This window comes from Pantoea phytostimulans, from assembly GCF_046118715.1.
Classification (GTDB): Bacteria; Pseudomonadota; Gammaproteobacteria; order Enterobacterales; family Enterobacteriaceae; genus Pantoea; species Pantoea phytostimulans.
The window spans coordinates 1,240,579-1,252,640 of the sequence record NZ_CP173698.1 but is presented as its reverse complement, the minus strand read 5'-3'; the positions used below and the strand labels follow the sequence as shown (position 1 = coordinate 1,252,640).

The following is a 12,062-nucleotide window of genomic DNA, read 5'->3' as shown; positions in this document are numbered from 1 at the left end:
TATATGAAATTACAGCAGTTGCGCTATATCGTTGAAGTGGTTAATCATAATTTAAACGTATCCTCGACCGCGGAAGGTCTTTACACTTCGCAACCTGGCATCAGTAAACAAGTGCGCATGCTAGAAGATGAGTTAGGGGTACAGATTTTTGCCCGTAGCGGAAAGCATCTCACCCAGGTTACCCCTGCTGGCGAAGAGATTATCCGCATCGCTCGAGAAGTCTTATCAAAAGTAGATGCGATTAAATCTGTGGCGGGTGAACACACCTGGCCCGATAAAGGATCGCTTTACGTAGCTACGACACACACTCAGGCTCGTTATGCTTTGCCCGGCGTGATTAAAGGGTTTATAGAACGTTACCCGCGCGTATCGCTGCATATGCATCAAGGTTCACCGACTCAAATTGCAGAAGCCGTTTCGAAAGGGAATGCAGATTTTGCTATTGCTACTGAAGCGCTGCATTTGTACGACGACCTGATCATGTTGCCTTGTTACCACTGGAATCGCGCAATTGTTGTTACGCCTGATCATCCCTTAGCGGGCAAAGCACAGGTTACGATTCAAGAGCTGGCAGATTTTCCGCTTGTTACCTATACCTTTGGCTTTACTGGGCGCTCTGAACTTGATACCGCTTTTAACCGTGCGGGATTAACACCACGGATCGTTTTCACTGCAACCGATGCTGATGTGATTAAAACCTACGTTAGATTAGGATTAGGCGTGGGTGTCATTGCCAGTATGGCGGTTGATCCGGTGTCAGATCCTGACCTTGTAAGGATTGAGGCTGCGGAAATATTCACCAATAGCACAACCAAAATTGGTTTCCGACGAAGCACCTTTCTGAGGAGTTATATGTATGATTTCATTCAACGTTTTGCGCCACATTTGACTCGTGATGTGGTGGATGCCGCGGTTGCATTACGTTCTAATGACGATATTGAAGCGATGTTTAAAGACATAAAGTTACCGTTTAAATAATCACCTCACTGATTAATTTTGTTTAAGGCTGCCTTTGGCAGCCTTTTTTATTGCTAGTTGTTAGCGCCAGATGAAGATGGATAAGTTTCATTATTTTTTTGTAAATGAAACATCGATCACATGTTTCTTTATTGATGTTCATTAATTGCGAATCAGTACACATTTTTAACCATACCGCTTTGCGGCACGCCAGGATTATTCCCATACTCCAGTTATGACTTGATTTGGAAGCGCTTTTAATAAGGGTTTTAAATTTATACAATAGTTTTAACTGGTACTAATTCCATTTTAAGCCAAATTTTTGCTGTAATTGTTTAATAATAAAAGAGGGGAGAAGTTAATGATTACTTAAGTTTTTTAGTTATTTTGATAAATAGCGTTAATCGTTGTACTCAATAAAAATAACTGGATTTTTGGTCTTAACGAGTTTAGGATTCGTCCTAATTCTTCATCGGTGTTATCAATCATTTTATTGAGAGTGATTATCAAAAACTATGAATACGAGAATAACTGTACAACCGGATTTTCCGGCTAAAAGCACCAAGGTTGAGCGTTCTGGCAATACTCGTCGCAAAGCTTGGTTGACCATTTTTGCTGCTTCCGCACTGTTTTGGGTAGTCGTAGCATTAACGATCTGGCGTATGTGGGGCTAAGCCATGTGGGCAAATACACTCAGCCATAAACGTTCTTTGACCGCGCGCCAGCACAAACCTTCTGGCTGTAAGTCAAAAGAGGTTGGCGCGAAGCAGGAATTTGCATCAATCCCAGACTCTTGGGAGTTGAGTGACACCCAACGCCATTTCATCGAGTCTTTCATGGACCCGAAAGCGAAATAATATTTAAGAAGTAAGTAATTAATTACTTAGTGAAAATCTTTTCTTACCGGTTATTCCGGCGGGCACTTTAAAAGCCCAGTCTTTATCACACTCAGTTTAAAAAGTTTTCACCCTTTTCAGGGATGATTTCATGACTTTTTGCGCCAATTTTCAGTGAGGAGTGAATTTATGAATATGATAAAAATGTCTTGGTTCAGTGCTTACGCCTTCTCATTTGCGTTTTGGTCTGCGGCTGTATGGATCGCACTATAATTTGAATTAAAACACCTCTTTCTGATGCCTCGTGTCCTGCACGGGGCATTTTCGTTTGCGTTTGATTGTAGCAAATCGTGTTGTAATCAAAACGTTAACGAAATTGTGGTCTATCTTTAACATAAACCTTGTTTTCACTGAGGTTTAAAGATCACGATTATAAAGGAGGAACTATGTCGTTTACCCTACGCGAGCAGAGTCAGGAAACACTGCAGGTCGACAATCAAACCTATCATTTTTTTAGTCTGCCCCTCGCTGCTCAACACCTCGGCAACATTGATCGCCTTCCTAAGTCTATGAAAGTGTTGCTTGAAAACCTGTTACGTTGGCAGGATGGAGATTCTGTTACGGCAGAAGATATCCAGGCGCTGGTTGATTGGCAAAAAGATGCACATGCCGATCGCGAAATTGCCTATCGTCCTGCGCGTGTGCTCATGCAAGATTTTACCGGCGTGCCTGCTGTTGTAGATTTAGCCGCTATGCGAGAAGCGGTAAACCGCCTCGGTGGTGATGTCGCAAAAGTTAATCCGCTTTCCCCTGTAGATTTAGTCATTGACCATTCCGTCACGGTTGACCATTTTGGCGATGATGATGCGTTTGAAGAGAACGTTCGTTTGGAAATGGAGCGCAATCATGAACGTTACGTTTTCCTGCGCTGGGGGCAAAAAGCCTTTGATAAATTCCGCGTTGTCCCGCCAGGAACAGGTATTTGCCATCAAGTTAATCTCGAATATCTTGGCAAATCTATCTGGCATGAAAACCTGAACGGAAAAGAGTATGCCTGGCCCGATACTTTAGTCGGTACTGATTCGCACACCACCATGATCAATGCGCTGGGCGTATTAGGCTGGGGTGTGGGAGGGATCGAAGCTGAAGCGGCCATGCTCGGACAGCCGGTTTCCATGTTGATCCCTGATGTTGTCGGCTTTAAATTAACCGGTAAATTACGTCCTGGCATCACTGCCACAGACTTGGTATTAACTGTCACGCAGATGCTACGCAAACATGGCGTAGTGGGTAAGTTTGTTGAATTCTACGGTGATGGTTTAGCTGATTTGCCGCTGGCTGACCGCGCAACTATTGCCAATATGGCACCAGAATATGGCGCAACCTGCGGTTTCTTTCCCATTGATGAAGTGACATTAAGCTACATGACGCTAACCGGTCGCGAAGTCGATCAGGTGGCGTTGGTTGAAGCCTATGCAAAACAGCAGGGCATGTGGCGTAACCCTGGCGATGAACCTATTTTTACCAGCACGCTAGCGCTGGATATGAATGAGGTCGAATCGAGCCTGGCGGGTCCTAAGCGTCCTCAGGATCGCGTCTCACTGGGAGATGTTCCCGCTGCATTTGATGCCAGCAATGAACTTGAAGTCAATCAGGCACAAAAACCGCACAAGATTATTAATTACACGGACAGTGAAACCGGCTTAAGCCATGAGCTTACCGACGGCGCGGTTGTTATTAGTGCCATAACGTCATGCACTAATACTTCTAATCCAAGTGTCCTTATGGCGGCCGGTTTATTGGCTAAAAAAGCTGTTGAGCGCGGCCTCAAGCGCCAGCCGTGGGTTAAAGCGTCCCTGGCACCGGGTTCGAAAGTGGTTTCAGATTATCTGGCGGTGGCGCAGTTGACGCCTTCTTTGGATAAGCTTGGCTTTAATTTGGTGGGTTACGGCTGCACGACTTGCATCGGTAACTCAGGCCCGTTGCCTGATGAGATTGAATCTGCCATTAAAGAAGGTGATTTAACCGTTGGCGCGGTGCTTTCTGGTAATCGCAACTTTGAAGGCCGTATTCATCCGCTGATCAAAACGAACTGGTTGGCCTCGCCGCCGTTGGTGGTGGCGTATGCGTTGGCTGGAAACATGAAGATCAATCTGCAAACCGATCCGCTTGGTCACGATCACACAGGGCAGCCGGTTTATCTAAAAGATATCTGGCCATCACCGGAAGAAATTGCTACTGCTGTTCAGCAAGTTACCAGTGACATGTTCCATAAAGAGTATGCCGAAGTGTTCGATGGCACACCGGAGTGGCAGGAGATAAAAGTCAGCGAAGCGGCCACCTATGACTGGGATGAAGGCTCGACCTATATTCGGCTTTCACCTTTCTTTGATGATATGGAGAAAGAACCCAAGCCGGTTAAAGACATCAAAGGCGCACGCGTGCTGGCAATGTTAGGTGATTCGGTGACAACCGACCATATCTCTCCAGCAGGTAGCATTAAAGCGGAAAGCCCAGCAGGACGCTACTTGATGTCGCATGGTGTAGAACGCAATGACTTTAACTCTTACGGTTCGCGTCGTGGTAACCATGAAGTAATGATGCGCGGCACCTTTGCAAATATCCGTATTCGTAATGAGATGGTGCCCGGCGTAGAAGGGGGTTACACCAAACATCATCCGAGTGGCGAAGTGTTAGCGATTTACGATGCGGCGATGAAATACCAGGCCGAAGGTGTCCCCTTAGCGGTGATTGCGGGTAAAGAGTATGGATCGGGATCAAGCCGTGACTGGGCAGCCAAAGGGCCTCGTTTACAAGGCGTACGCGTAGTGATTTCGGAGTCATTTGAGCGAATTCACCGTTCAAATCTGATCGGTATGGGAATTTTGCCGCTGGAATTTCCACCGGATACCACGCGTAAAACGTTAGGTCTGACCGGGGAAGAGTTGATTGACGTTGAAAATCTGGATCAATTGCAGCCCGGCTGCACGGTGAAAGTGACCTTAACGCGTGCTGACGGTAGCAAGGAGCTGCTGGAAACGCGGTGCCGTATTGATACAGGTAATGAGTTAACCTATTACCGAAATGACGGCATCTTGCACTACGTGATACGCAACATGCTTAATTGATAAAAAAGCCGGGTAATCCCGGCTTTTTATTTTATCCCTTCGGCAGTAGATGACCCATCTTAGCTGCCTTGGTGTCAAGGTAATGGGCATTTTTGGGATTGCGACCAACAACCAACGGCACACGCTCCACAATGTTAATCCCAGCTTCCGACAGAATTTCTACTTTGCGTGGATTATTAGTTAACAATCGCACTTCATTCACCCCGAGCAGTTTGAACATATCTGCGCACAGCGTAAAATCTCGCTCGTCAGCAGCAAAGCCTAATTGATGGTTGGCTTCAACCGTGTCGTAGCCTTTATCTTGAAGCGCATAGGCGCGAATTTTGTTCAGCAGCCCGATATTTCGGCCTTCCTGGCGGTGATACAGCAGCACACCGCGACCTTCTTCAGCAATTGAATTCAACGCGGCTTCAAGCTGAAAGCCACAGTCGCAACGCAAACTGAAAAGCGCATCGCCTGTCAGGCACTCAGAATGGACGCGCGCCAGAACCGGATCGTTATCATTGATATCACCAAAGACCAGCGCGACGTGGTCATGGCCGGTTGCCAATTCTTCAAAACCTACCATCAGGAAATCTCCCCATGGCGTTGGCAGTTTGGCTTCTGCCACCCGTTTAAGCTGCATGTGACTCTCCAGAACCTTCAGAGGATGCACTATCATCATGATAGCGCACGGGCGAGTGTAGCCCGACAAACGTGTAATATTGTGCCACAACCCACTGGTGGGCTGGTAATCTGTCAGAGCGATTGTAGTGATAAAGCACAATTATCCAATCTGCAATGGTTATGTTATTCTTTTTTAAGCTAAAGTTATTCATCAGAGATGAATTAAGTTCTCTAAAAGGAAAACGGATGTTTAAGATTTCACGCCGCACCACCTTGGGGATGCTGCTGTTGTTAATAATGCCGCTGGCGGTTTGGTTATCTGGCTGGCAGTGGCAACCGGGTGAAAGCGGTGCGGTTTTAAAAATCTTATTCTGGATGACCGAAACTGTCACCAGTCCTTGGGGAACCCTGACCAGCCTGTTACTCAGTGCATGGGTCATGTGGTGTCTGCGTTTTAGATGGAAGCCCGCTATTTTGCTGTTGCTGATTATGAACGCCACCATTCTGGCAGGGCAGTACACCAAATCCTTCATTAAAGACCAGGTTCAGGAACCGCGGCCTTATGTCGTATGGTTAGAGCACAGTCATGGTCTGGATGACAAAGCGTTCTACGAACTAAAACGCCATCAGCGCAGCCAAATGGTTAATGATTTAATGGCTGACGATACGGTGTTACCCGGCTGGCTAAAACATCACTGGGCGCAAGAGACCGGTTTTGCTTTTCCTTCCGGGCATACCATGTTTGCGGCCAGTTGGGCTTTGCTGGTAATTGGATTGCTGTGGCCGCGTCGCCATTACAAAACGGTTGTGGTTGTCTTTATCTGGGCCAGCGCGGTAATGGGTAGCCGCCTGTTGCTGGGCATGCACTGGCCACGTGATTTAATCATGGCCACTGTATTGTCATGGGTGTTGGTAACCCTGGCCACCTGGCTGGCACAACGTTTTTGTGGGCCGCTTAGCCTGCCGCCCGAAGAACAAAAAGAGGTACAAGAGCGTGAACCTGAATTGTAATTCCACGCGTAGACCCCATATCATTGATTGTGCTTGCGTAAAAACGAATCGCCTGATGCTGCTGGGAGCAGCATTTTTGCCGTAGTTTTGGCATAATTCCACCCGACAACCTCACAACAGGATGCACTGTGAAATATTTGCTGATTTTTTTAGTGGTTTTGGTCATTTTCATCATCTCCGTCACATTAGGTGCGCATAACGACCAGGTCATCACCTTTAACTATCTGCTGGCGCAGGGCCAATTCAGTATCTCTACATTATTGGCAAGCTTGTTTGGTGTAGGCTTCTTGTTGGGCTGGGCAATTTGTGGATTGTTTTGGTTACGTGTTCGCGTTTCCCTGGCGAATGCGCAGCGCAAAGTAAAGCGTATGCAAGCACAAATTGAACAGGGCAGCACGACAGTGACGACCACATCGTCATCGGCTGCCCGGGAATAATAATCCATGCTTGAATTGCTGTTTCTGTTGCTTCCGGTTGCTGCTGCTTACGGCTGGTATATGGGTCGACGTAGTGCACAACAGGATAAGCAGCAGGAAGCGAACCGTTTATCCCGCGAGTATGTTGCCGGCGTTAACTTCCTGCTCTCTAATCAGCAAGACAAAGCCGTTGATCTCTTTCTAGACATGCTTAAAGAAGACAGCGGCACAGTCGAAGCTCACCTGACACTGGGTAATTTATTCCGTTCTCGCGGCGAAGTTGATCGCGCTATTCGCATACACCAGTCATTAATGGAAAGCGCTTCACTGAGCTACGAGCAGCGCTTACTTGCGATTCAGCAATTAGGGCGTGATTACATGGCGGCCGGATTGTATGACCGCGCCGAAGATATGTTCAAACAGCTCACTGATGAAACGGATTTTCGCATCGGTGCGCTGCAGCAATTATTGCTGATTCACCAGGCAACAAGCGACTGGCAGCAGGCGATTGAAGTCGCTGAACGTTTGGTGAAACTGGGCAAAGATAAGCAGAAAGGTGAAATAGCCCATTTTTATTGCGAGCTGGCTTTGCAGGCGATGAGCAGCGACGATCTTGATCGCGCTATGAGCCTATTGAAGAAAGGTGAAGCAGCCGATCGTCAAAGTGCACGAATCTCTATCATGATGGGACGTATTCTGATGGAGAAGGGCGATTACGCAAAAGCAGTGGGGCATTTACAGCGCGTACTCGATCAGGATAAAGAGTTGGTGAGTGAAACGCTGCCAATGCTAGAAACCTGTTTTCAACGGCTGAATCAGCCAGACGCGTGGGCAGAATTCCTGCAACGCTGCGTTGAAGAAAATACGGGCGCCGCCGCTGAACTGTATATGTCCGATATACTTGAGCAGCAGCAGGGACCAGAAGAAGCTCAGCTTTATATCAATCGGCAGTTACAACGTCACCCAACCATGCGAGTGTTTCATCGTTTGATGAATTTTCACCTACACGAAGCTGAAGATGGTCGCGCCAAAGAAAGTTTGATGGTTTTACGTGACATGGTTGGCGAGCAGATTCGCACCAAGCCACGCTATCGCTGCCAGAAATGCGGCTTCACTGCGCACGCACTTTACTGGCATTGTCCTTCTTGTCGCACATGGTCCTCTGTGAAGCCTATTCGAGGACTCGACGGTCAATAATCATCAATAGCCAGCGTTGGTGATTTACTTTCATTATAGTTACAACATACTAAAAGCCTAAAGCTCTCGAAACCTACGCATCTGTGCAGTTTGTCGTCTAACAGGCGGGAACAGCGATTGTGATGGCCCGACACCGCAGGTAAAATGCCTGCCGTTTGTCTATTGCGCCCATGGGTGCCCACTGCAGAGGAAATGCCATGCCTTCACCCCAAACTGTGACCGCTTCGCCGATTCTGGTGGCTCTCGATTACCATGACATCAATAGCGCATTACGCTTTGTTGACCAGATCGATCCCGGTAGCTGCCGACTGAAAGTGGGCAAAGAGATGTTTACGCTGTTTGGCCCTTCATTGGTGAAAGATTTACAGCAACGCGGTTTCGATATCTTTCTTGACCTGAAGTTTCACGATATTCCCAACACGACAGCGCATGCGGTTGCCGCGGCTGCCGATCTGGGTGTCTGGATGGTCAATGTCCATGCCAGCGGTGGGGCACGCATGATGAATGCTGCACGTGAAGCTCTGGTTCCGTTTGGAAAGGATGCACCTTTACTGATTGCTGTGACAGTACTGACAAGCATGGATGCAGACGATCTGAAAGGATTGGGCATCACACTGTCACCGGCAGAACAGGCAGAAAAACTGGCCAAATTAACCCGTGAGTGTGGACTGGATGGTGTGGTCTGTTCCGCACATGAAGCGGCACGTTTTAAACAGGTCATTGGATCAGATTTCGCTCTGGTTACGCCAGGTATTCGCCCGGCAGGCAGTGATGCAGGCGATCAACGCCGTATCATGACACCAGAGCAGGCGAAGCAGGCAGGTGTTGATTATATGGTGATTGGACGCCCTATTACCCAATCGACCAATCCCGCTGCTACGTTGCAATCAATCTTAAAAAGTCTGGAGGATGCCTCATGAATCGCGATAACCCGCTGGTTTACTCAACGGATACAGGTCGTATAGACCAGCCGCAGCAGAAAGTTGAGCGACCTAAAGGTGATGGCATTGTTCGTATTCAGCGTCAGACCAGCGGACGAAAAGGCAAAGGCGTCTGTTTGATTACCGGTATTGATCTGGATGATGCCGCATTAACACAGCTTGCTGCCGAGCTTAAGAAAAAATGCGGTTGCGGTGGCGCATTAAAAGAGGGCGTTATCGAAATCCAGGGTGACAAGCGCGACTTACTCAAGAGCTTACTGGAAGCAAAAGGCATGAAGGTAAAGCTGGCAGGCGGCTAAAATGAAAAAAATCGGGCTACTAAAAGTAGCCCGATGAGTATGTAGATGCATTGCGTAGCCGTGTTTTATTTTAATGCGGTCTTAATGGACTTGATGACCGATAATACCACCTACCGCTGCGCCACCGACGGTGCCGAGCGCGCTGCCGTTAGTTAGCACTGAACCACCAATCGCACCGGCACCCGCACCAATTGCGGTATTACGGTCACGTTTAGACCAGTTAGAACAACCGCTTAACGCGACGACTAAGGTGGTAGCAAGGACAGCTGCTGTAATACGTTTCATTGTAATTGTCATAAACTTCTCCATTAGTGTGCTCACAGAGGCAACACCTTAAGTATAGCTTCGAAATTAATTTCACTCGTCGTCGCCGAGTTATTGCCACATCCTTGAAGGCAATGCATCGGCTTTCATCATGATGACCGACGAGTAATCAGCAAAGCTCAGACAGGTCCGCTCTTTGTCTGAGAGGATTTTAAGCGTTCTGCGAAATTTCCGAAGATAGACAATTCCTAATTCACTCCACAATTTTGCTTTCACAGCTAATTCATTCTGCGTTTATAGCGATTTGCTCCATAACCTTTTGCCCGCTGGCTCCGCACACTTTAGGGACGATGATCTGCAGGAGAAAAGGAATGCTGGAACAGCTTAAACAGCAGGTTTTGGAAGCGAATCTGGACTTGCCAAAATATAATTTAGTCACTTTTACCTGGGGCAACGTCAGCGCTGTCGATCGTGAGCAGGGCTTGCTGGTGATTAAACCCTCAGGAGTCAGCTATGACGTGATGAAGCGCGACGATATGGTTGTGGTTGACCTTGCGAGTGGCGACGTTATAGGAGGGGATAAACGGCCATCTTCAGATACCGCAACGCACCGTGCACTTTATCTGGCGTGGCCCGAAGTGGGCGGCATTGTGCATACCCATTCGCGCCATGCCACCATTTGGGCGCAAGCCGGGCGTGTCATCCCTGCCTGGGGAACGACCCATGCTGATGACTTCTACGGTGAGATCCCGTGTACACGGGCAATGCGTGATGATGAAATCAAACATGAGTATGAGTGGAATACCGGCCAGGTGATTATCGAAACCTTTGCTGAACGTGAGCTTTCTCCCAGCGCGATTCCCGCTGTGCTGGTTAATTCGCATGGGCCTTTTGCCTGGGGCAAAGACGCGCATGCTGCGGTACACAGCGCCGTTGTGCTGGAAGAAGTCGCTTATATGGGGTTATTCAGTCAGCAATTGACCGCTAATTTGCCACCGATTCAGCAAACGCTGCTCGATCTCCATTACCTGCGCAAGCACGGCGAAAACGCGTGGTATGGACAAAAGTAACTGGCTAACAGGGATGTAACCCATCCCTTCTTGCTGTATCGCTGTTTACACAAAAACGGATAGGGCGATCACGATCATGTTTATTAAAACAGCTCACCTATAAAAATAAAACGCTGTTTCAAATTTATAGGCAGGATCACTGTTTTTGTTTCTTAATGTCATTACTTTGCTGTCATCGCCTTCGGGCACAACTCACATCTTCCTCTGGAACAGCAAAGGTGACACCAATATGCATATCAAACGTGCGATAGATAAAATCCCTGGCGGCATGATGTTGATACCGCTATTTCTCGGCGCGCTTTGTCACACCTTTTCCCCCGATGCCGGAAAATATTTTGGATCGTTCACCAACGGATTGATGACCGGGACGGTACCTATTCTGGCTGTGTGGTTTTTCTGTATGGGTGCATCGATAAAAATCAGCGCGACGGGAACGGTATTGCGTAAGTCCGGTACGTTAGTGCTGACCAAAATTGCCGTGGCCTGGGTAGTCGCGGCCATCGCCTCACGCATGATGCCGGAGAACGGTGTTGAAGTCGGCATGTTTGCTGGACTTTCTACGCTGGCTTTGGTCGCCGCGATGGATATGACCAATGGCGGCCTTTATGCCTCGATTATGCAGCAATATGGTTCCAAGGAAGAGGCGGGCGCATTTGTTCTGATGTCGCTGGAATCAGGTCCACTGATGACTATGGTTATTCTTGGCACAGCCGGCATAGCATCATTTGAACCCCACGTCTTTGTCGGTGCAGTTCTGCCCTTTATTGTCGGTTTTGCTTTAGGAAATCTTGATCCAGAATTGCGAGAATTCTTTGGCAAAGCGGTCCATACGCTGATTCCTTTCTTCGCGTTTGCTTTGGGCAATACCATCAATCTGGCCGTCATTGCTGAAACGGGTCTGCTCGGTATCATGTTGGGCGTCGCAGTGATTATCATTACCGGCATCCCATTAATTATTGCCGATCGTGTAATCGGAGGCGGAGACGGAACCGCAGGTATTGCCGCATCGAGTACGGCAGGAGCCGCCGTTGCTACGCCAGTATTGATTGCAGAAATGCTGCCACAGTTCAAACCGGTTGCACCAGCTGCGACCGCGCTGGTCGCGACATCGGTTATTGTAACGTCTGTTCTGGTCCCGATTATCACCGCGATATATTCAAAACGCGTTAAGCGTTCGCAGGTTGTTGTCAGCCAGCGCGCGGCTATTAAGTAACCCACCTAATCAATCCCCGACCCTAAGTCGGGGAAATCTCTGGATTTTGTTTTATAAATCAATCTCTCATTTGGTCTGGCCTCACTCTGCATTACGCTGATGTGGCGTAAAAAACGCATCTAAT

12 protein-coding genes are annotated in these 12,062 nt (G+C 48.0%); 10 read left to right on the top strand and 2 right to left on the bottom strand.

Annotation, left to right across the window (positions count from 1 at the left end; translation table 11 throughout):
• Positions 1–3: 3 nt before the first annotated feature.
• From cysB to acnA, 3 genes are all read left to right on the top strand, one after another.
• Positions 4–978, top strand: a complete 975-nt coding sequence (gene cysB, locus ACF2G4_RS05905) for an HTH-type transcriptional regulator CysB (RefSeq protein WP_215846703.1) — start codon at positions 4–6, stop codon at positions 976–978.
• A gap of 494 nt (positions 979–1,472) precedes the next feature.
• On the top strand, positions 1,473–1,631 hold the full coding sequence (locus ACF2G4_RS05900) for a YmiA family putative membrane protein (RefSeq protein ID WP_215846704.1): 159 nt from the start codon (positions 1,473–1,475) through the stop codon (positions 1,629–1,631).
• 608 nt (positions 1,632–2,239) lie between these two features.
• A complete protein-coding gene (gene acnA / locus ACF2G4_RS05895) occupies positions 2,240–4,921 on the top strand; it encodes an aconitate hydratase AcnA (RefSeq protein ID WP_409075693.1) in 2,682 nt (893 codons plus the stop codon).
• A gap of 31 nt (positions 4,922–4,952) precedes the next feature.
• On the opposite strand, the gene ribA is transcribed toward acnA, so the two are convergent.
• Entirely contained in the window at positions 4,953–5,546 is a 594-nt protein-coding gene (ribA, locus tag ACF2G4_RS05890; protein ID WP_215846705.1) for a GTP cyclohydrolase II, read from the bottom strand.
• 227 nt (positions 5,547–5,773) lie between these two features.
• Here ribA and pgpB point away from each other — a divergent pair, with 227 nt between their 5' ends.
• The 5 genes from pgpB (at position 5,774) to yciH (ending at position 9,391) form a co-directional block, all read left to right on the top strand.
• Positions 5,774–6,538, top strand: a complete 765-nt coding sequence (gene pgpB, locus ACF2G4_RS05885; protein ID WP_409075692.1) for a phosphatidylglycerophosphatase B — start codon at positions 5,774–5,776, stop codon at positions 6,536–6,538.
• 128 nt (positions 6,539–6,666) lie between these two features.
• Positions 6,667–6,975, top strand: coding sequence for a LapA family protein (locus ACF2G4_RS05880; protein WP_215846707.1), 309 nt, complete (start codon positions 6,667–6,669; stop codon positions 6,973–6,975).
• 6 nt (positions 6,976–6,981) lie between these two features.
• Complete coding sequence (gene lapB, locus ACF2G4_RS05875; protein ID WP_215846708.1) at positions 6,982–8,151, top strand: lipopolysaccharide assembly protein LapB; 1,170 nt, start codon at positions 6,982–6,984, stop codon at positions 8,149–8,151.
• Between the two features lie 197 nt (positions 8,152–8,348).
• A complete protein-coding gene (pyrF, locus tag ACF2G4_RS05870; protein ID WP_409075691.1) occupies positions 8,349–9,071 on the top strand; it encodes an orotidine-5'-phosphate decarboxylase in 723 nt (240 codons plus the stop codon).
• Positions 9,068–9,391 carry a stress response translation initiation inhibitor YciH gene (gene yciH / locus ACF2G4_RS05865; RefSeq protein ID WP_332628196.1) on the top strand — a complete coding sequence of 108 codons (324 nt, stop codon included), beginning with the start codon at positions 9,068–9,070 and terminating at the stop codon, positions 9,389–9,391. The genes pyrF and yciH overlap by 4 nt, the downstream gene beginning before the upstream one ends.
• An 81-nt stretch (positions 9,392–9,472) precedes the next feature.
• Here the strand turns inward: yciH and osmB are convergent, their stop codons facing one another.
• Entirely contained in the window at positions 9,473–9,688 is a 216-nt protein-coding gene (gene osmB / locus ACF2G4_RS05860) for an osmotically-inducible lipoprotein OsmB (RefSeq protein WP_031374546.1), read from the bottom strand.
• Positions 9,689–10,026: 338 nt separating this feature from the next.
• Between osmB and araD the strand changes: the two genes are divergently transcribed.
• The gene (gene araD / locus ACF2G4_RS05855) at positions 10,027–10,725 is read left to right on the top strand and encodes an L-ribulose-5-phosphate 4-epimerase (protein WP_409075690.1); all 699 of its coding nucleotides are present in this window, start codon (positions 10,027–10,029) and stop codon (positions 10,723–10,725) included.
• A 229-nt stretch (positions 10,726–10,954) separates the two neighbouring features.
• Positions 10,955–11,938: a 2-keto-3-deoxygluconate transporter gene (kdgT, locus tag ACF2G4_RS05850; protein ID WP_215848272.1), complete on the top strand. Its 984-nt coding sequence runs from the start codon at positions 10,955–10,957 to the stop codon at positions 11,936–11,938.
• Positions 11,939–12,062: the final 124 nt, after the last annotated feature.

Bases quoted from the DNA above. Each gene is read 5' to 3' on its own strand.
- cysB (WP_215846703.1), top strand. From the start codon at position 4: ATGAAATTACAGCAGTTGCGCTATATCGTTGAAGTGGTTAATCATAAT.
- ACF2G4_RS05900 (WP_215846704.1), top strand. From the start codon at position 1,473: ATGAATACGAGAATAACTGTACAACCGGATTTTCCGGCTAAAAGCACC.
- acnA (WP_409075693.1), top strand. From the start codon at position 2,240: ATGTCGTTTACCCTACGCGAGCAGAGTCAGGAAACACTGCAGGTCGAC.
- ribA (WP_215846705.1), bottom strand. From the start codon at position 5,546: ATGCAGCTTAAACGGGTGGCAGAAGCCAAACTGCCAACGCCATGGGGA.
- pgpB (WP_409075692.1), top strand. From the start codon at position 5,774: ATGTTTAAGATTTCACGCCGCACCACCTTGGGGATGCTGCTGTTGTTA.
- lapB (WP_215846708.1), top strand. From the start codon at position 6,982: ATGCTTGAATTGCTGTTTCTGTTGCTTCCGGTTGCTGCTGCTTACGGC.
- pyrF (WP_409075691.1), top strand. From the start codon at position 8,349: ATGCCTTCACCCCAAACTGTGACCGCTTCGCCGATTCTGGTGGCTCTC.
- yciH (WP_332628196.1), top strand. From the start codon at position 9,068: ATGAATCGCGATAACCCGCTGGTTTACTCAACGGATACAGGTCGTATA.
- osmB (WP_031374546.1), bottom strand. From the start codon at position 9,688: ATGACAATTACAATGAAACGTATTACAGCAGCTGTCCTTGCTACCACC.
- araD (WP_409075690.1), top strand. From the start codon at position 10,027: ATGCTGGAACAGCTTAAACAGCAGGTTTTGGAAGCGAATCTGGACTTG.
- kdgT (WP_215848272.1), top strand. From the start codon at position 10,955: ATGCATATCAAACGTGCGATAGATAAAATCCCTGGCGGCATGATGTTG.